Origin of the sequence: Bauldia litoralis (genome assembly GCF_900104485.1) — a bacterium.
GTDB lineage: Bacteria > Pseudomonadota > Alphaproteobacteria > Rhizobiales > Kaistiaceae > Bauldia > Bauldia litoralis.
This window is the reverse complement of the sequence record NZ_FMXQ01000012.1, coordinates 27687-45962: the sequence shown is the minus strand read 5'-3', so window position 1 is coordinate 45962 and position 18276 is coordinate 27687. Positions and strand designations below refer to the sequence as shown.

16 protein-coding genes are annotated in these 18276 nt (G+C 67.9%); 8 read left to right on the top strand and 8 right to left on the bottom strand.

Annotated elements, in window-relative coordinates; all coding sequences use genetic code 11:
- Positions 1 to 3: 3 nt before the first annotated feature.
- Positions 4 to 984: a type II secretion system F family protein gene (locus tag BLT60_RS22020; RefSeq protein ID WP_090880425.1), complete on the top strand. Its 981-nt coding sequence runs from the start codon at positions 4 to 6 to the stop codon at positions 982 to 984.
- 146 nt (positions 985 to 1130) lie between these two features.
- Here the strand turns inward: BLT60_RS22020 and BLT60_RS22015 are convergent, their stop codons facing one another.
- The gene (locus tag BLT60_RS22015) at positions 1131 to 1955 is read right to left on the bottom strand and encodes a tetratricopeptide repeat protein (protein WP_244521388.1); all 825 of its coding nucleotides are present in this window, start codon (positions 1953 to 1955) and stop codon (positions 1131 to 1133) included.
- 149 nt (positions 1956 to 2104) lie between these two features.
- Between BLT60_RS22015 and BLT60_RS22010 the strand changes: the two genes are divergently transcribed.
- Genes BLT60_RS22010 through BLT60_RS22000 form a run of 3 tightly spaced genes read left to right on the top strand, consistent with a single transcriptional unit; the run spans position 2105 to position 4745 of the window.
- Positions 2105 to 3487, top strand: a complete 1383-nt coding sequence (locus BLT60_RS22010) for a leucyl aminopeptidase family protein (protein WP_090880419.1) — start codon at positions 2105 to 2107, stop codon at positions 3485 to 3487.
- 53 nt (positions 3488 to 3540) lie between these two features.
- Complete coding sequence (locus BLT60_RS22005) at positions 3541 to 3891, top strand: MarR family transcriptional regulator (protein WP_090880417.1); 351 nt, start codon at positions 3541 to 3543, stop codon at positions 3889 to 3891.
- The gene (locus BLT60_RS22000) at positions 3888 to 4745 is read left to right on the top strand and encodes a C40 family peptidase (RefSeq protein ID WP_090880414.1); all 858 of its coding nucleotides are present in this window, start codon (positions 3888 to 3890) and stop codon (positions 4743 to 4745) included. Before BLT60_RS22005 ends, BLT60_RS22000 begins: the two co-directional genes overlap by 4 nt.
- Positions 4746 to 4962: 217 nt before the next feature.
- Here BLT60_RS22000 and BLT60_RS21995 read toward each other — a convergent pair whose 3' ends face one another.
- From BLT60_RS21995 to cysQ, 4 genes are all read right to left on the bottom strand, one after another.
- Entirely contained in the window at positions 4963 to 5442 is a 480-nt protein-coding gene (locus BLT60_RS21995) for a pyridoxamine 5'-phosphate oxidase family protein (RefSeq protein WP_090880411.1), read from the bottom strand.
- Positions 5443 to 5506: 64 nt separating this feature from the next.
- The gene (cysN, locus tag BLT60_RS21990) at positions 5507 to 7414 is read right to left on the bottom strand and encodes a sulfate adenylyltransferase subunit CysN (RefSeq protein WP_090880409.1); all 1908 of its coding nucleotides are present in this window, start codon (positions 7412 to 7414) and stop codon (positions 5507 to 5509) included.
- Positions 7414 to 8319: a sulfate adenylyltransferase subunit CysD gene (gene cysD, locus BLT60_RS21985; RefSeq protein ID WP_090880406.1), complete on the bottom strand. Its 906-nt coding sequence runs from the start codon at positions 8317 to 8319 to the stop codon at positions 7414 to 7416. Before cysD ends, cysN begins: the two co-directional genes overlap by 1 nt.
- A 158-nt stretch (positions 8320 to 8477) precedes the next feature.
- Complete coding sequence (gene cysQ / locus BLT60_RS21980; RefSeq protein ID WP_090880403.1) at positions 8478 to 9305, bottom strand: 3'(2'),5'-bisphosphate nucleotidase CysQ; 828 nt, start codon at positions 9303 to 9305, stop codon at positions 8478 to 8480.
- A gap of 401 nt (positions 9306 to 9706) precedes the next feature.
- Here cysQ and BLT60_RS21975 point away from each other — a divergent pair, with 401 nt between their 5' ends.
- Together BLT60_RS21975 and BLT60_RS21970 are read left to right on the top strand one after the other, a co-directional pair.
- Positions 9707 to 10093, top strand: coding sequence for a cupin domain-containing protein (locus BLT60_RS21975; RefSeq protein ID WP_090880400.1), 387 nt, complete (start codon positions 9707 to 9709; stop codon positions 10091 to 10093).
- Between the two features lie 133 nt (positions 10094 to 10226).
- Complete coding sequence (locus BLT60_RS21970; RefSeq protein ID WP_210185661.1) at positions 10227 to 10820, top strand: TetR/AcrR family transcriptional regulator; 594 nt, start codon at positions 10227 to 10229, stop codon at positions 10818 to 10820.
- A 393-nt stretch (positions 10821 to 11213) separates the two neighbouring features.
- On the opposite strand, the gene gyrB is transcribed toward BLT60_RS21970, so the two are convergent.
- The 3 genes from gyrB to BLT60_RS21955 all read right to left on the bottom strand — a co-directional run bounded on the left by gyrB (position 11214) and on the right by BLT60_RS21955 (position 16495).
- Complete coding sequence (gene gyrB, locus BLT60_RS21965) at positions 11214 to 13679, bottom strand: DNA topoisomerase (ATP-hydrolyzing) subunit B (RefSeq protein ID WP_090880394.1); 2466 nt, start codon at positions 13677 to 13679, stop codon at positions 11214 to 11216.
- A gap of 218 nt (positions 13680 to 13897) precedes the next feature.
- Positions 13898 to 15013: a DNA replication/repair protein RecF gene (gene recF / locus BLT60_RS21960; RefSeq protein WP_244521397.1), complete on the bottom strand. Its 1116-nt coding sequence runs from the start codon at positions 15011 to 15013 to the stop codon at positions 13898 to 13900.
- 132 nt (positions 15014 to 15145) lie between these two features.
- Complete coding sequence (locus BLT60_RS21955; protein WP_090880391.1) at positions 15146 to 16495, bottom strand: sensor histidine kinase; 1350 nt, start codon at positions 16493 to 16495, stop codon at positions 15146 to 15148.
- Between the two features lie 586 nt (positions 16496 to 17081).
- Between BLT60_RS21955 and BLT60_RS21950 the strand changes: the two genes are divergently transcribed.
- Both BLT60_RS21950 and BLT60_RS21945 read left to right on the top strand, forming a co-directional pair.
- Positions 17082 to 17687, top strand: coding sequence for an MFS transporter (locus BLT60_RS21950; RefSeq protein WP_090880388.1), 606 nt, complete (start codon positions 17082 to 17084; stop codon positions 17685 to 17687).
- Positions 17600 to 18226: a hypothetical protein gene (locus BLT60_RS21945; protein WP_090880385.1), complete on the top strand. Its 627-nt coding sequence runs from the start codon at positions 17600 to 17602 to the stop codon at positions 18224 to 18226. Before BLT60_RS21950 ends, BLT60_RS21945 begins: the two co-directional genes overlap by 88 nt.
- Positions 18227 to 18276 lie beyond the last annotated feature (50 nt).

The following is an 18276-nucleotide window of genomic DNA, read 5'->3' as shown; positions in this document are numbered from 1 at the left end:
GCCATGTTGATGACTGTCTACAGCTACATGAGCGACCCGCAGGTGCTCTTCGCGGTCTTCGCCGCGATCGCCGTATTCGCCACGGTGATCACCGTCGGCCAGACCTTCTTCATGCGCGACCGGCTGGCGGCGCGGATCAATGCCGTCGCCGTCGAGCGCGAGGCGATCCGCGCCCGCGAGCGGGCCCGGCTGGCCGATACCTCGAAGCGGGCCAGCCTCCGCAACGAGCCGAAGGCCTACATGCGCCAGGTCGTCGAGGGGTTCAACCTGCGCAAGGCGCTTGCCGACGAGGGTACGGTCAACCGCCTGCGGATGGCCGGCTATCGCGGCCAGGCCCCACTAGTCGTCTTCCTCTTCGCCCGGCTGGTGCTGCCGCTGGTCTTCTTCGCCGTCGCGGTCGTCTACATCTTCGCGGTCGCCGACCTGCAGCAGCCGACGACGATCAAGATCCTGATCGCGGTGGTCGTCGCCTATATCGGTTTCTATGCGCCGAACGTCTACGTCTCGAACATCATCAGCAAGCGGCAGGTGTCGATACGCCGGGCGTGGCCGGACGCGCTCGACCTGCTGCTGATCTGCGTCGAGTCGGGCATGGCGGCAGAGCCAGCGTTCCGCAAGGTCTCCGAGGAAATCGGCGCGCAGTCGATTCCCCTGGCCGAGGAACTCTCGCTGACCACCGCCGAACTGTCCTATCTGCCGGATCGCCGCCAGGCGTATGAGAACCTTTCGAGCCGTACCGGCCTCGATACCGTCAAGTCGGTGATGACGGCGCTGGTCCAGGCGGAACGCTACGGCACGCCGCTTGGCACGGCGCTGCGGGTGCTGGCCCAGGAGAGCCGCGACAACCGGATGAGCCTGGCGGAGCAGAAGGCCGCCGCGCTGCCGCCGAAGCTGACCGTGCCGATGATCATCTTTTTCCTGCCGGTCCTCTTCGGCGTCATCATCGGCCCCGCCGCGATCCAGGTCATTGCCGCGCAGCAATAGGCGCCCGTCAGGCGCTGACCGTCATGCGGTCTGCGACGCGCGCGCAGCCGCGCCTTTCGGAGACCGGACACTTTTCTTTTTCAGGATGGGACAGGAGCGGGCGTCGTGCTGCCCGAAGCGTGAAGGCGAAGCGCGGGGTGTCGGCTCTACCGGGCGCTGGCGACCTGCTGGGTCTTGAGCTTTTCCCAGTTGTTCGGCTGGTTCAGCATCGATTTCAGATAGGCGACATTGGTCGCCGCCTGTTCCGGCGACAATTCGGCCCCGGCGATCTTCTCGGCCTCCGAGAAGCGGCCGGACAGGCCGACGGCCAGCGCCAGGTTCTGGCGGACCCGGCTGTCGGCGCCGGGCATCGCCGCCGCCTTGGTCAGGATTCGTTCGGCGTCGGCGAGTTCGCCGGTCAGGACGTAGGACATGCCGAGGTTCGACTGGATCGAAGGTTCGTTCGGCGCGATCATCGCAGCCTTGGCATAGAGCTGGCGCGCGCCGGCATGCTGGCCGAGCTGGTCGAGGATCGCGGCTTCGGCGGAGAGCAGGCGCCAGTCCGGCTGGTCGGGCTGCTGCGCGCGCTGGACGATGTCGAGCGCCCGGGGCAGGTCGCCCTCGGCGGCCAGCGCCTTGCCGAAGGCCGCCATCACGTCGCGGTCGTCCGGATTGTAGATCGTCGCCTTCTGCAGGATGGCCACCGCCTGGTCGTTGCGGCCGACCCGGGTCAGCGCCGTGGCATAGTTGAGCGCGACGGTCTTCGACTTCGGATCATTGGCGTATTTCGGCTCCCAGTAGGCGACCGCCGTCTGGAAGTCCTCCTGGGTGATCGGCTTGATGGCTCCGGTGACCTCGGGCGATGTCTTCGAGGTCGTGTTCGAGCAGGCCGAGAGCGCCAGGGCGATGGCGATCGGCGCCAGCAGCGCGCCGCGTCGCGCCGCCATCGTCCGGCGCGGAAGCAGGTCGATGACGGGACGGGGAATAGCCATGCGATGGGACTCGTCACTCGGTTTCGTGTCGTCTTCGTCAATAGTTGGTTAACCCTAATGCTTGGTTAAGACAGCGCCACATAGCCTGCGCCCGGCACCCACCGCAATCGTGCTAGATTGCGCCGACCAAACCGACATGGGAGACCAGATTGCCCGACTGCCTGATTGCCGAGACGGCCACCTCCTCGACCCCCATTCACGCCGTCACGCCGGCCAGCCTCGGCGCCTTCGTCGCCGGTCCCGGCGCCGCGGCCGCCGGCTGGATCGCTGACTCCGGCTTCAACGCCGGGGCCGCCGGCGCGATCCTCGCCATTCCCGACGCCGATGGCGGTCGCGCCGCCATCCTGTTCGGTCTTGGCGAAGCCGCCGCGCCGAATCCGCTGATCGCCGGCGCGCTGTCGGCAGCCCTTCCGGCCGGGACCTACCGGCTGGAGTCCGGGTTCGACGACCCGGCCATGGCGACGCTGGCCTTCGCGCTCGGCGCTTACCGCTTCACTCGCTACCGCGCCGGCGAGCCCGCGCCTCGTCTGGTCATCCCGCCGGGCATCGATGCCGACCGCGTCATCCGCATTGCCGACGGCGTCACGCTGACCCGCGACCTCGTCAATACCGCCGCCAACGATCTCGGCCCTGCCGAACTCGCCGAGGCGGCGGAGGAACTGGCCGAGCGCCATGGCGCCGGTTTCGCCGTGACCATGGGCGACGCGCTGGCCGAAGGTTTCCCGATGATTCATACGGTCGGCGCCGCCGCGGTCGCCGCCCGGGCGCCACGGCTGATCGATTTCACCTGGGGGAATGCCGATGCGCCGAAGGTGACGCTGGTCGGCAAGGGCGTCTGCTTCGATACCGGCGGGCTCGATCTCAAGCCCTCCGCCGGCATGCTCCTGATGAAGAAGGACATGGGCGGCGCCGCCAATGTCCTCGGCCTTGCCCACATGATCATGGCCGCCGGCCTGCCGGTCCGCCTGCGGGTGCTGATCCCGGCGGTCGAGAACGCCGTCTCCGGCATCGCCTTCCGTCCCGGCGACGTGCTGCGCAGCCGCAAGGGGCTGACCGTCGAGATCGGCAATACCGACGCCGAGGGTCGGCTGGTGCTGGCCGACGCGCTGGCGCTGGCCTGCGAGGAGTCGCCCGACCTCGTGATCGACATGGCGACGCTGACCGGCGCCGCCCGCGTGGCGCTGGGGCCGGAACTGCCGCCGGTCTATACCGATGACGAGCGGCTTGCCGCCGATGTGATGCGCCACAGCGAGATCGCCGCCGATCCCGTCTGGCGGATGCCGCTCTGGTCGCCCTATATGGCGATGCTCGAATCGAAGATCGCCGACATCAACAACGCGGGCGCCACGCCCTTCGCCGGGTCGATCACGGCGGCGCTCTTCCTGCAGCGCTTCGTGCCGGCCGACATCGCCTGGCTCCACGCCGACATCTTCGCCTGGACGCCTGCGCCGAAGCCCGGGCGGCCGCAAGGCGGCGAGGCCCACGCCATCCGCGCCCTCTATTCTTGTCTGGAGGAGCGATACGGCTCTTGAACCGGGCGGTGACAGCGGATTAAATAGTTCGGGTCCGTAACGATTGGAACCCGATGCCCATCGAGATCAGGCCCAGCCAGGCGCTACGCCTCTGGCACGACGTCACCTTCGACCTGGTGCTCGACGATCAGCCGGATCTGTCGAACCGCCAGATGGCGGTCCTGCTGACCGTCTATCTCGAGCCGCCGCCGCACACCGTGCGCGGGCTCGCGGCGAAGCTCAACGTCACCAAGCCGGTGATCACCCGCGCCCTCGACACGATGGGACGGCTCGGCCTGCTGACCCGCCGTCGCGACGAGGCGGACCGCCGCAACGTGCTCGTCCAGCGGACCCTGGCCGGCGCGCTCGCCGTCGAACAGCTCGGCGACGCGATTGTCGCCCGCCATCGCGAGATGCCGTTTTGAGCGAGGCCCTGCACCCGCGGCTGCATGCCGTCCGGCCCGACCTCGCCGACTCCCGCCTCGAAGGGCAGGTGGCGGCCGCCCGTTTCGTCGCGCCGACGCCGCGCCGCGTCATCGGCGCATCGGCGGCGCTGAAGCGCGACCCCCGTCCCGATGCCGCCGTCGATACCGAGCTTCTGCGTGGCGAGGCGGTCGCGGTCTTCGAGGAGACGCCCGAAGGCTGGTCCTGGGTGCAGAACGCGGTCGACGGCTATGTCGGCTACGTGTCGAGCGACGCGCTCGGCGGCGTCGATCCCGCGCCGACCCATCGCGTCGCGGCGCTGCGCACCTTCGTCTATCCCGGCCCGGACATGAAACTGCCGGCAACCGCGTGGCTGTCGCTCGGCAGCGCGATCACGCTGGGCGGCGAAGTCGAGACTCGCGGTACCAGCTTCCGGCTGCTGGCCGGCGGCGAGGGGGCCGTCGTCGCCCGCCATCTCGTGTCAGTCGATGCACCGGCGGAGCCGGATTTTGTCGCTGTCGCCGAGCGATTCCGCGAAACCCCGTATCTCTGGGGCGGACGCACCAGCCTCGGCCTCGACTGTTCGGGGCTGGTCCAGCTCGCGCTGATGACGGCCGGCAAGGCATGTCCGCGTGATACCGACATGCAGGAGACCGGAATCGGCCGGCTGGTCGAGGGCGGGGTAGAGGCGTCGCTGGAGCGCGGCGACCTGATCTTCTGGCCGGGCCATGTCGGCATCCTGCGCGATCCCGACACCATGCTGCACGCCAGCGGTCACCACATGCAGGTGGTTGCCGAGCCGCTGGGGGAAGCCATTGCCCGCATCGGCGCGCCGAGATCGGTGCGGCGGCTGTAGGCGTTGGTGGGGTTTGGGTGTGCGCCCTTCGAGGCCCGAGCCTTGCCCGGGCACCTCAGGATGGCGGGGGAGGGACTCCGACTGGGAAAGCCAAGTCGGCCTCGGCGACCGCCAGCCGCGCCAACCTCGCGACACAACCAACCTCGCCATGCTGAGGTGCTTGCCGCGCCGTGGCAAGCCTCGAAGCACGCACCACAGCGGCAGCGGGCGGGAAGCGTTAGAGCTTCACCTCGGCGACGTTGTCCTTGTAGTCCTGCTTGGGGTCGATCCCGAGCAGCATCTTGATGCCGGCGAAGAAGCTGGAATCGTCGAGCCAGATCTCCGCGTTATCGGGGTCGAGGCGCAGGAGCACGAGCTTGGGATCGTCCTTGCCCTCGTACCAGGCGGCAACGAACGGGTTCCACAGGCGGTCGATGACCGCGCGGTCGGTATCGACCGTCAGCGTGCCATGCAGCGTCGCGAACAGGTCGTGACCCTTCGAGGCGAAGGTCGCGATGGCGCGCTCGCCCTTCGGCCGCCGTTCGGCGATGCCGTTTTCCGTGGCGGTGAAGAACCAGATCGGCCCGCTGTCATTTTCGAACACGCCGGTCATCGGACGGGTATGGCCGTCGTCGACGCCGACGAGTCCGAGCATCATGGTCCTGTCGGACCCGAGGGCTTTCCAGAATTTGGCTTCCAGCTCTTTCGGGCTCGGCATCGCGACTCTCCTTGTGGGCGTCCGCCGACAACGGCGAAGCGCCCGCAAGGTTCCGGATGTCGGCCTAGGCGCCGTTGCCCAGGTAGCCGCCCTTGGCCAGCGTCTCGACGATCCGGTCGGCGAGTTCGTTGGCGTCGGCGGTCGTCGTGTCGAGCAGCAGGTCGGGCTCAAGCGGCGCCTCGTAAGGCGAGTCGATACCGGTGAAATGCTGGATCTCGCCGGATCGCGCCTTCTTGTAGAGCCCTTTGGGATCGCGCTCCTCGACGACCGCCAGCGGCGCATCGACGAAGACCTCGAGGAACTCGCCTTCCTCCAGCATCTCCTTCGCCATCCGCCGCTCGGAGCGGAACGGCGAGATGAAGGAGACCAGCACGATCAACCCGGCGTCGACGAACAGCTTCGCCGTCTCGGCGACACGGCGGATATTCTCGACGCGGTCGACGTCGGTGAAGCCGAGGTCGCGGTTCAGCCCGTGGCGGACATTGTCGCCGTCGAGCATGTAGGTATGCCGGCCCATCAGGTGGAGCTTGGCTTCCACCAGGTTGGCGATCGTCGACTTGCCGGCGCCGGAAAGCCCGGTGAACCACAGCACGCAGGGCTTCTGGTTCTTCAGGGCGGCCCGCGAGTCGCGGTTCACGTTGAGCGCCTGCCAGTGGATGTTGGTCGCCCGGCGCAGGCCGAAGCGGATCATCCCGGCGGCGACCGTCGCGTTGGTGAAGCGGTCGATCAGGATGAACGAGCCGGTCGTCTTGTTGTCGTCATAGAGGTCGAAGGCCATCGGCTCCGACAGCGACAGGTTGACCAGCCCGATATCGTTGAGCTTCAGCGTCTTGGCCGCCAGTTCCTTGATGCTTTCGATATCGACCTGGTGCTTCAGTTCGCTGACGGCGGCGCCGACGGTGCGGGTGCCGGACTTGAGCAGGTAGGGACGCCCGGGAAGCAGCTCTTCCTCGCTCATCCAGATGATATGCGCGGCGATCTGGTCGGAAACCTCCGGCCGGTGCTCGGGCGCGACGAGGATGTCGCCGCGGCTGGCGTCGATCTCGGTGTCGAGGGTGAGCGTCACGGCGTTCGCCGCCTGGACCTCATCCTGATCGCCGTCGAGCGTGACGATCCGGGCCACATTGGCCGCCTGGCCGGTCCGTGCCACCACCAGCCGGTCGCCGGGATGCACCGTGCCCGAGGCGACGGTGCCGGTGTAGCCGCGGAAGCCGGCATTCGGCCGGTTGACCCACTGGACCGGGAAACGGAAGGGCTTGCCGGAGAGGTCCTCGTCGACCTGGACGGTCTCGAGATGCTCCAGCAGCGTCGGCCCGCCATACCAGGGCGTCTTGACGCTGCGGTCGATGACGTTGTCGCCGTAGCGCGCCGACATCGGAATGGTGACGACGCTCTCGAAGTTGAATTGGCGGGCGAATTCGGTGAATTCGTTGCGGATGTCGACGAAGCGCTCCTCGTCGAAGTCGATGGTGTCGATCTTGTTGACGGCCAGCACGACGTGCCGGATGCCGAGCAGCGACACGATATAGGCGTGGCGGCGGGTCTGGGTGAGGATGCCGGCCTTGGCGTCGACCAGCAGCACGGCGAGGTCGGAGTTCGAGGCGCCGGTCGCCATGTTGCGGGTATATTGCTCGTGGCCGGGGGTGTCGGCGACGATGAAGCGGCGCTTCTCGGTGGCGAAATAGCGATAGGCGACGTCGATGGTGATGCCCTGCTCGCGCTCCGCGACAAGGCCGTCGACCAGCAGCGCGAAGTCGATGTCGCCGCCGGTGGTGCCGAACTTCTCCGAATCCCGCTCAAGGGTCGCCAACTGATCCTCGAACAGCCGCTTCGAATCGTAGAGCAGTCGGCCGATCAGCGTCGACTTGCCGTCGTCGACGCTGCCGCAGGTCAGGAAGCGCAGGAGGCTCTTGCCTTCCATCTCGGCGATGAAGGCCGCGAAGGCGTCGTTTGTCTCGAGACGCTGGTCCATCAGAAATAACCCTCGCGCTTCTTCAATTCCATCGAGCCGGTCTCGTCGTGGTCGATCAGCCGGCCCTGCCGCTCGGAGGTCCGGGCGACGAACATCTCGCCGACGATCGTCTCAAGCGTCGCAGCATCGGATTCGACGGCCGCGGTCAGCGGGTAGCAGCCGAGCGTCCTGAAGCGGACCATCCGCATGGCGGGCGTCTCGCCCGGCGCAAGCTGCATCCGGTCGTCATCGACCATGATCAACTGGCCCGAGCGCTCGACCACCGGCCGCTCGGCGGCGAAATAGAGCGGCACGATCTCGATCTTTTCGGACAGGATGTACTGCCAGATGTCGAGTTCGGTCCAGTTCGACAGCGGGAAGACGCGGATCGACTCGCCGGGCTTCACCCGCGTGTTGAACAACGACCAGAGTTCCGGCCGCTGGTTCTTCGGGTCCCAGGCATGGGTCGTCGAGCGGAAGGAGAAGACACGCTCCTTGGCGCGGCTCTTCTCCTCGTCGCGCCGTGCTCCGCCGAAGGCGGCGTCGAAGCGGCCGAGGTTGAGCGCCTGCTTCAGCGCCTGGGTCTTCATCACCTGCGTGTAGTGCGACGAGCCATGGTCGAAGGGGTTGATGCCCTGGCTGCGGCCTTCCTCGTTGGTATGGACGATCAGGTTGAGGTCGTATTTCCGCGCCGTCTCGTCGCGGAAGCGGATCATCTCCTTGAACTTCCATGTCGTGTCGACATGGAGGAGCGGGAAGGGCGGCGGCGCCGGGAAGAAGGCCTTGCGCGCCAGATGCAGCATGACCGACGAGTCCTTGCCGATCGAATACATCATCACCGGTCGTTCGAAATTGGCGACGACCTCGCGCATGATGTAGATCGCCTCGGCTTCGAGGCGCTGGAGATGGGAGAGGGGCGTGTTCATCGACGAGTATCCTTCAGGCGGCCGGACCCTACTGAGTGCGAGGCCGCACCTCAAGCACCGAAGCGTCCCATTTTCGGCTGGCTGGTCTGCCGGTTTCGCTCGTTATTGCCGATTGTTGGAACGTGTTTGCGGCGCGGGTCGGGCGTTGGGCGCGAAGCTCAGGTCTTGAGGGCCATCGCCCCGGCGGCGATGAACCATTCGTTGCGGAAGGCCGCGGCGCCGGCTTCGCCGTTCGGCCCGTAGGGAAAGGGCGTCCCGTCGAGCGACACGACCTGGCCGCCGGCGGCCCGCAAGACGGCGTCGCCGGCCGCGGTGTCCCACTGCATGGTGGTCCCCATCCGCGGGTAGAGATCGGCCTTGCCCTCGGCGACGAGGCAGAATTTCAGCGACGATCCGGCCGAGACCAGGTCGCCGACCGGATAGCGGTTGATGTAATCGTCGGTTTCCGGCGTCCGGTGCGACTTGCTGGCGACCACGTCGACCTTGGTGTCGTCGCCGCAGGTCCGGACCACGATCGGCTTGCGGTCGACCACCGCGCCGTCGACCATCCGGCCCATCCAGGCGCCGTCGCCGGCGATCCCGACATACATGGTCCCGGTCACCGGCGTGTAGACGATGCCCATCACCGGCCGGTTGTCGCGGATCAGGCCGATATTGACGGTGAAGTCGCTGCCGCCGGAGATGAATTCCTTGGTCCCGTCGAGCGGATCGACCAGGAAGAAGGCGCCGTCGACGGTCGGCAGGTCGCCCGCCGCCACCGCTTCCTCGGCAACCACCGGAATGCCGGGCGCCAGGCGCGCCAGTTCGGCGAGGATGATCACTTCCGCGGCGCGGTCGGCCTCGGTTACCGGCGAGGCGTCGCTCTTGCGCTCGACTTCGAGCGTCCGCGAGCGGACATCGAGGATGGCGGCGCCGGCGCGAATCGTCGCCGGAAGCAGGGCTTCGGCGAGGTCGCTGTCGGAAAGGGGCGTGGCTGGCTGGTTCACGCGGCCCTTAGTAAAGGATCGCGCCCGCCGGGCAAGCCCCGAGTCGCGCCAGATTGTCTCAGGGCGGGGAGGGTGAAGCCGCAGGGGGGGAGGTAGGGCGCAATAGCGAAGCGTATTGCGCTGGCTGCCCGCGGAGTGGCCATGAAGTGGCGGATTTACGCTTCGCTAATCCACCCTGCCCGCTCAGGTGGCGGGCGCGGCGAACCCAAGGAGCGTCCGCCGGCATTCGTCACCGCGCTTGACACCGCCGGACATCCGTCGTCTAGTCGGAATAGACCGGTCGGTCTAGTCGCCGGATGACGCTGCCATGCGAAGCCAGCGGGCCCGTTCGACGGGACACGAACCGCGGAATACCGCGCCATTCGCGACCATCACGAGGAACGAAACAGGGAGAAGCGATCATGCGTGTTGCGAAGGATCAGGTAGACGTCAGGCTGGCCATTCCCGGCGCCACCGTGCGCCAGCGCATGGAGTTCGGCGACGCCAGCGGCTACGGCAAGATCAGCGGCGAGTATTTCACCCTGGCCGCCGGCGTCGACACCACGCCGCTCTTCCAGGGCCTGGAGGGCAACCTCTGCCAGTCGCCGCATTGGGGCTTCGTGCTGCGCGGCCAACTCACGACGACCGATGCCGCCGGCGCCGAGGAGACGGTCAACGCCGACGACCTGTTCTACTGGCCGCCCGGCCACAACGTCCGGGTCGATGCCGACGCCGAGATCGTCATGTTCAGCCCGCAGCACGAGCACAGCACCGTCATCGACCACATGATCGAGATGACCAGGGGCTAGAGGCAGCGTTTTCGGCAAAGGCGGCGCCGCGCTTCCGCCCGCAAACAGCGACCCACCAGACTCGCAAGGCGGCGTCCGGACCGGTTATGGTCCGGGCGCCCGGGCCGATGATGGCCGGAACCCCTTCGGCCCGATGCCCATGACAACCAAGACCCATTCGACCAAGCAACGCCTGATCGACACCGGCATGCCGATGCTGCTGCAGCACGGCTACAACGACCTCGGTATCCAGGCGCTGCTGGCGGCGACCGGCGTCCCCAAGGGCTCCTTCTACCATCACTTCCGCGACAAGGAGGACTTTGCCCTCCAGGTCGTCGACGCCTATGTCACCGCGGTGCATGCGGGCCTCGACGAGTGCCTTGGCGATGCGGGCCGGCCGCCGCTCTCGCGGGTTCGGGCCTTCTTCGAAATGACCCAGGAACTGTATCGCGAAGAGGGCTACATGGGCTGCCTGATGGGCGGCCTCGGCCAGGAACTCTCCGGCGTCAGCGAGGTTTTTCGCCAGAAGATCGAGTGGTGCTTCGCCTCGATCGCCGAGCGCCTCGCCGCCTGCCTTGAAGAGGCCCGCCGGCAGGGCGACATCCCCGCCACCTGCGACGTCCGGGAGATGGCCGACCTGCTTGTCGACTGCTGGGAGGGCGCCGCCCTCCGCAGCCGCCTGCGCCGCAACCCGGCATCGCTTACCGCCATGCTCGACTTCTACATCCGCGCCGTGGCGGTGGGGTGAGGGCAACGCGAGCGGCGCGGTGTTTGCGGCGTAGGTGGGCAAAGCCGCGGAAAGCGGCGTGGATTAACGCGGGACCGCCGCGTGGGCACACGGCTTCGCCGCTTTGCCCACCCTACGACGCCTGGGCCTCATCTCTATCTTCGGTCTGACTAGCACCCTCGGCCATGACCCGCATCGCGGGCCTGACCCACACCGTCATCCTCGGGCTTGACCCGAGGATCGGGTGCCGGTTGCGTGACGTATGACATTCGCCACCACGGCGGGGCTTGCGCCCGACCGGCGCCGCGCAATTCGCCATTCGCTCGTGTGCCCCGACCGATCCTCGGGTCAAGCCCGAGGATGACGGGAGTGTGTGTGTATCGCGAACGCCCAAAGGCGCCCGCACACGCCCCCCTAAACGTCCAGGTTCGCCACGTTCAGCGCGTTGTCCTGGATGAACTCGCGCCGCGGCTCGACCTCGTCGCCCATCAGCGATGAGAACAGCATCTTGGCGTCGGCCTCGTCGCCGTCCTTGATGCGGACCTTGAGGAGCGTCCGGGCCTCGGGGTCGAGGGTGGTTTCCCAGAGCTGCGAGGCGTTCATCTCGCCCAGCCCCTTGTAGCGCTGCATCGAGACGCCCTTGCGGCCGGCGGCGAGCACCGCGTCGAACAGGGCGCGGGGGCCGTGGAGGATCGTCTCGACCTCCTTCTTGCGGAAGGTCGGCGCCTTTTCGTAGACCGGCTGGAGGCGGGCGGTGAACTGGTCGAGCTTGCGGGCATCGGCCGAATCGAGCAGCGCCGGGTCGATCGCCGAGACCTGCTTGACGCCGCGCACCGTGCGCTCGAAGACGAAGCCCTCGGCCGGGTCGAAGGCGCCGGTCCAGCCGTTCTCGCCCTCCTCGGCCAGCACGTCGAGCCGGCGGGCGACATAGGCGGCGGCCTCCGTGGCGACGGCGGTGTCCGACAGGATCTCCGGGTTCAGCGCCCCGGCGATCGCCACCTGCTCGACCACCGTGCGGTCGTAGCGGAAATGCATGCCCTCCAGCGTCCGCACCACCGAGCGCGCCTCGCGCACGGTCTCGACCAAGTCGGCCCCGGCCCGGCTTTCGCCATTGGCGAGGTTGAGCACCGCGTCGTCGAGGCCGGTTGCGATCAGGTAATCCTCCAGCGCCCGCTCGTCCTTGAGATAGAGCTCGGACGAGCCGCGCTTGACCTTGTAGAGCGGCGGCTGGGCGATGAAGATATGGCCGCGCTCGATCAGCTCCGGCATCTGCCGGAAGAAGAAGGTGAGCAGCAGGGTGCGGATATGGGCGCCGTCGACATCGGCGTCCGTCATGATGATGATCTTGTGGTAGCGCAGCTTGTCGGCGTTGAACTCGTCCATGCCGATGCCGGTGCCGAGCGCGGTGATCAGCGTGCCGATCTGCTCCGAGCCCAGCATCTTGTCGAAGCGCGCCCGCTCGACATTGAGGATCTTGCCGCGGAGCGGCAGCACCGCCTGGTATTCGCGATGCCGGCCCTGCTTGGCCGAGCCGCCAGCCGAGTCGCCCTCGACGATGAAGATCTCGGACTTGGCCGGGTCGCGCTCCTGGCAGTCGGCGAGTTTGCCGGGGAGCGAGGAGATTTCCAGCGCCCCCTTGCGCCGGGTCAGTTCGCGCGCCTTGCGGGCCGCCTCGCGGGCGGCGGCGGCTTCCACCACCTTGCCGACGATCGCCTTGGCCTCGGCCGGATGCTCGGCGAACCATGTGCCGAGCCGCTCGTTGACGATGCTCTCGACCACCGGCCGGACTTCCGAGGACACCAGCTTGTCCTTGGTCTGGGAGGAGAATTTCGGGTCCGGCACCTTGACCGAAAGCACCGAGGTCAGCCCCTCGCGGCAGTCGTCGCCGGACAGCGACACCTTCTCGCGCTTGGCGGTGCCCTGGCCCTCGGCATAGCCGTTGACCTGGCGGGTCAGCGCCGCGCGGAAGCCGGCAAGGTGGGTGCCGCCGTCGCGCTGCGGGATGTTGTTGGTGAAGATCAGCGTGTCTTCGTGGTAGCTGTCGTTCCACCACATGGCGAGTTCGACGGTGATGCCGTCCTTCTCGCCGGTGACGACGATCGGCGGATCGATGATCGGCTTCTTGGCCCGGTCGATATAGCGGACGAAGGCCTCCAGCCCGCCCTCGTAGATCAGTTCGACGGTCTTCGGCTCGACGCCGCGGCGGTCGCTCAGGATGATCCTGACGCCGGAATTGAGGAAGGCGAGCTCGCGCAGCCGGTGCTCCAGCGTCGCATAGTCGAACTCGACCATGGTGAAGGTTTCCGGCGAGGGCTGGAAGGTCAGCTCGGTGCCGCTCCGCCCCTCGTAGGTGCCCGGCTGCTTGTTCGGTACATAGGTGCCGGTCACCGCCAGCGGCGCGTCGGTGACGCCGTGGGTGAAGCTCATCTCGTGGATCTTGCCGTCGCGGCGGATCTTGAGCTTCAGCCACGAGGCGAGCGCATTGACCACCGAGACGCCGACGCCGTGGAGCCCGCCGGAGACCTTGTAGGAATTCTGGTCGAACTTTCCGCCGGCATGGAGCTGGGTCATGATGACCTCGGCCGCCGAGACGCCTTCGCCGGAATGGATGTCGGTCGGGATGCCGCGACCGTTGTCGATCACCGTGCAGGAGCCGTCGGCATTGAGCGTCACGGTGACCAGGTCGGCATGGCCGGCCAGCGCCTCGTCGATAGCGTTGTCGACCGCTTCATAGACCATGTGGTGCAGGCCGGAGCCGTCGTCGGTGTCGCCGATATACATGCCCGGCCGCTTGCGGACGGCATCGAGGCCCTTGAGGACCTTGATCGACTCGGCGCCATACTCTTCGCCGCTGTTGGCGATGGGATTGTTTTCGCTCATGAATTTACGATCGCTTTGGGCGCGGCGCACCGGTGGTCCGGCAAGGGGACCCACCATTTACAGACCAAGCTGGTTGCGCTGCCGCGAGGGGCCAGAATCATTACACTCTATATAGCACCTGCAACGCCGAATTACCCGCCTTTTGCCAAGATTCCGGGCAGATTTTGTGCGGTGCAACATAGGCGATTTCGGGGCGCTGCCGAGCGGTCCGCGGCCGCTCAGGCCGTGACCGCACCGTCGGCGACGGCGTAGCGCTGGGCGCGGTCGCCGAGCGGGGCGAAAACCGCGTCGTCGGTGCCGGTCATGAAGGCCTGGCAGCCGAGGCGGGCGAGCAGGTCGAACAGCGCCGCCCGGCGGCTTTCATCGAGATGCGCGGCGATCTCGTCGAGCAGCACGATCGGCGTCTCGCCGGTGAGCTTGGCGACCAGCCGGGTCTGGGCCAGCACCAGCCCGACCAGCAACGCCTTCTGCTCGCCGGTCGAGCAGGTCTCGGCCGGCATGTTCTTTGGTCCGTGGCGGACGATCAGGTCGGAGCGGTGCGGCCCGACCAGCGTCCGCCCCGCCGCCGCGTCGCGCCGCCGCTCGGCCTGCAGGCGGCGGCGATAGGCTTCCTCGGCGACGCTGGCCGAGTGGTGCTGGAGGTCGTCCTCAAGCGTTCCGTCGAGGGCGATCAGCGCCGCCGGGAAGGCGCCGCCGGCTTCCGCCTCGCCGATCATCGCCACCGTCAGCGCCGCCCATTCGCGCCGCGCCGCGGCGATGGCGACGCCGAGCTCGGCCATCTCGGTCTCGATCGCGTCGAGCCAGCGGCTGTCCGGCGACGGCTCGCCGAGCAGCCGGTTGCGGCCGCGCATCGCCCGCTCGAAGGCGTTGGCCCGGGTGCCATGGGTCTTGTCGATGGCCAGCACCGCCCGGTCGAGGAAGCGCCGCCGGTCGCCCGGCGCGCCGGTGAACAGCCCGTCCATCGCAGGCGTCAGCCACAGGACCCGCAGGTGGTCGAGGAAGGCGGCGGAGGAACCGGCGGTGGCGCGGTTGATGCGGACGCGGCGCTTGCCCTCAGGCCCGCCGTCGCCGGCGATCACGCCGGTGCCGAGGTCGACGCTGCCGGCCGCGTTGGTCAGTTCGACCGCGACCCCCCAGCCGCCATCGCCGTCCTGGCGGGCGATCGCCTCCAGTCGGGCGCCGCGGATGCCCCGCCCCGGCGACAGGAAGGAGACCGCCTCGAGCAGGTTGGTCTTGCCGGCGCCGTTCGGGCCGGTCAGCACCACCGGCCGCTCGTCGAGCGCCAGCGAGAGGCTGGCGTAGTTGCGGAAGTTGGTCAGCTTCAGCGACGTGATCGCGGCCCGGGCGGCGGCGCTTGCGGCGGGCCCGGTCGGGTCAGGTCTGTCGGTGGTGTGGTTCGAAGCATTCAAGCCGCGCACTCTAGCCACGACGTGGCTCAAGTCGAGTGGCCCGGTCCATCGCGGTGCTCAGGTCGCGTCGTGCGGATCGGCGCCGCGCTTCGGCGAATCCTCCAGCGGAAAGGTCATCCGGCAGGTGACGCCGGTCGGCGCATAGTCGAGGACGACCGCCCCGGACAGGTTGACCTCGACGCTCCGCTCGATCAGCTTCGAGCCGAAGCCGCGGGCCTTTGGCGGCGAGACCGGTGGCCCGCCGCTTTCCCGCCAATCAATGGACACCCAGCGCTCGCTGTCCTTGAGGTCGACCGTCCAGTCGACGTCGAGCCGGCCCCCGGCTACCGACAGCGAGCCGTATTTGGCGGCGTTGGTCGCAAGTTCATGGGCGATCATGCCGATGGTCAATACGGCGCGCGGCGCGAGCTCCGTCCGTTCGCCGGACAGGCTGACCCGCGCCTCGTCCTCGCCGACAAAGGGCGTCAGCGCCGCTGTCAGCAGGTCGGCGAGCGAGGCGCTGACCCAGCGCGAGGTGACCAGGAGGTCGTGGGTACGGGCGAGCGAGCCGAGGCGGGCGAGGATGCGCTCATATGCTTCGTCCGGATCGGTGGTTGCCCGTAACGTTTGCGAGACGATGGCCTGCACCAGAGCCAGGATGTTCTTGACCCGGTGGGTGAGCTCGTGGAGCAGGAGTTCCTTATCCTCCTCGGCCCGCTTGCGCCGGGTAATGTCGCGCAACGTTCCGACGCCGCGGATCGGCTTGCCGGCGTTGTCGAAGGTCACCTGGCCGGTCGTCGATACCCATCGTTCAGCGCCGTCGCTGGCGCGGCGGATGCGGAACTCGGCATGGTAGTCGCCGTCGCCGGGAGTCGAATAGGCCCGGTCGTAGACGGCCACGACCCCCGCCCGGTCGTCGGGATGGATCAGCGACGTGAACAGCTCGGAATCCGCGACCGTTCCCGGCGCCAGACCGAGGATGTCGAGGAACTCGTCCGACCAGCGCCGGTGGCCGACGGACGGGTTGACGTCCCAGATGCCGATGCCGGTCGCGGACGTGGCGAGGCGCAGGCGCTCCTCGCTTTCGCGCAAGGCCCGGCCGGCGCCGGTCTCGCCCGTCAGGTCGATCAGTTCGACGACCGTGCCGTGAAGATCGCCGTCCTGCCGTCGCAGCGGCACGGTCCGGAATGCGACCGGTATCGGCACACCGCCCGGCCCGAGCATCCGGGTCTCGCCGACCGCCTCGGCGGAGCGCCGCACCGCGGCGCCAAGTGCCGTGTCGGGAAGCGGCTCCGGCCCGACGATGGTGAGAATGGCGTCGAGTTTTCGCCCGAATGCCTCGTTGCTGCCAAACCCGGTCAGCACCTCGGCGATGGCGTTCAGGTAGTTGCAGCGCCCCTCTTCGTCGAGCACGACCACGGCCACCATCGAACGCTAGGATCTCCTGTTCCGGCGTGTCGGGAAGCTGTGGGTGCCGCGCCGCCCGGCTACCCGTCATGGCGGGACGCTAGCCGAGAGGTCGAGGCTTGAACAGCCGCTTTTCGACCGTCGCGAGGGGACGCCAGCGTTCGGATCGTCGCCGGTCGCCAGCCCTCATGTGGCGCTGCACAAAAGGGCTTGCCGGGAATCGAATCGCGATCCATAGTCTTGTTACCCATCAACAACTGAAAGGAGGTGATCCAGTGTCTCATTGTCAAACCCCGCGTGTGGCGGTGGACCTGATCTGGAACCGTACTTCTTTCGAGGTGCGCGCCTCCTGACCGGGGTCGAGTTTCGCTCACACCGCACTCGCGGTTAAGGCAATGGAAGGGCCGTCCCAAGGGGCGGCCCTTCGTCATTTCTGCAACAGCCGCGGAGAACCGCTCTACCGCCAATTGCAGATCCGGCCGGCGCCGGCCATAGTCGTCCGATCGACGGAGGACTTTCGATGCGTGGGATCACTTCATAGCGGAAATGCGCCGCTGACCGGCTTGCCGCCGGCCTGATCCCCCATTGCTTCTCCGTTGGTGTTTTCATGGCATTCCTGCGCAATGACGCGATCAATCGCGTCAATCTGCATTCCGGCATCCAGGCCCTGGCCCAGGGCGCCGGGGCGATCTTCTTCCTCGTCTTTCTCCTGCGCGCCGGTGTTTCGGTGCCGGTGGCGCTGCTCGCCCAGGCGGCGATCGTCACCGGCCGCTTCCTGCTTCGGCCGGCGATGCTGCCCATCGCCCGGCGCTGGGGCCTCAAGCCGATGCTGATCGTCGGCACGCTCGGCATCGCCCTGCAATATCCGCTGCTCGCCCGGGTCGATGGCATCGGCATCGCGCTCGTGGTGCTGGTCGTCGTCGCCTCGGTCGGCGAGGTCTTCTACTTCCTCGCCTACAACGCCTATTTCGCCGTGCTCGGCGATGTCGAGCATCGCGGCCACCAGATCGGCGCCCGCGAGGCGCTGGTCTCGGTGGTCGGCATCGTCGCGCCGCTGGCCGGCGGCTGGGCGCTGGCTACGGTCGGCCCGGGCTGGACCTTCGCGGCGGTTGGCCTGTCCAGGCGATGGCCGTCCTGCCGCTGCTCGGCGCGCCGAATGTCCCGGTCGCCCGTGAATCGCCGGGCGCCCTCCGCGCGGCGTGGCCGGCGGTGATCCTCGTCACGCTTGATGGCTGGTTCGACGCCAGCTTCATCTTCGTCTGGCAGATCGCCCTGTTCGTCGCGCTTGCCGAAAGCATCCCCGCCTATGGCGGCGCGATGGCGCTGGCGAGCCTGGCCGGCGCAATCTTCGGTCTGCTGCTTGGCCGCCATGTCGATGCCGGCCACGGCCGGCGGACGGTGGCAATCGCCTATGCCTTCGCCGCCGGAGTCGTCCTCCTGCGTTCGGTCAGCCTCGGTTCGCCCTGGCTGGCGGTGATCGCCAATGCGCTGGGTGCGCTGGCCATGCCGCTGATCGTGCCGCCGCTCGGGGCCGCCCTGTACAACATGGCCAAGGCCTCGCCCTGTCCGCTGCGCTTCCACCTGGCGACCGAAGCCGGCTGGGACGTCGGCTGCTTCGCCGGCTGCGTGGTCGCCGCCGCGCTGGCCGCCACCGGCGTATCGTTGTCGGTGGCCATCGTCATGGCGTTGCCGGCGATGGCGGCCGTGGCGGTGCTGCTGCGGCGCTATTTCGCCTTTGTCGGGCAGGCATAAGAAAAGGGCCCCGCGAACGGGGCCCTCTTCTGCAATTGGGAGGATGTCGG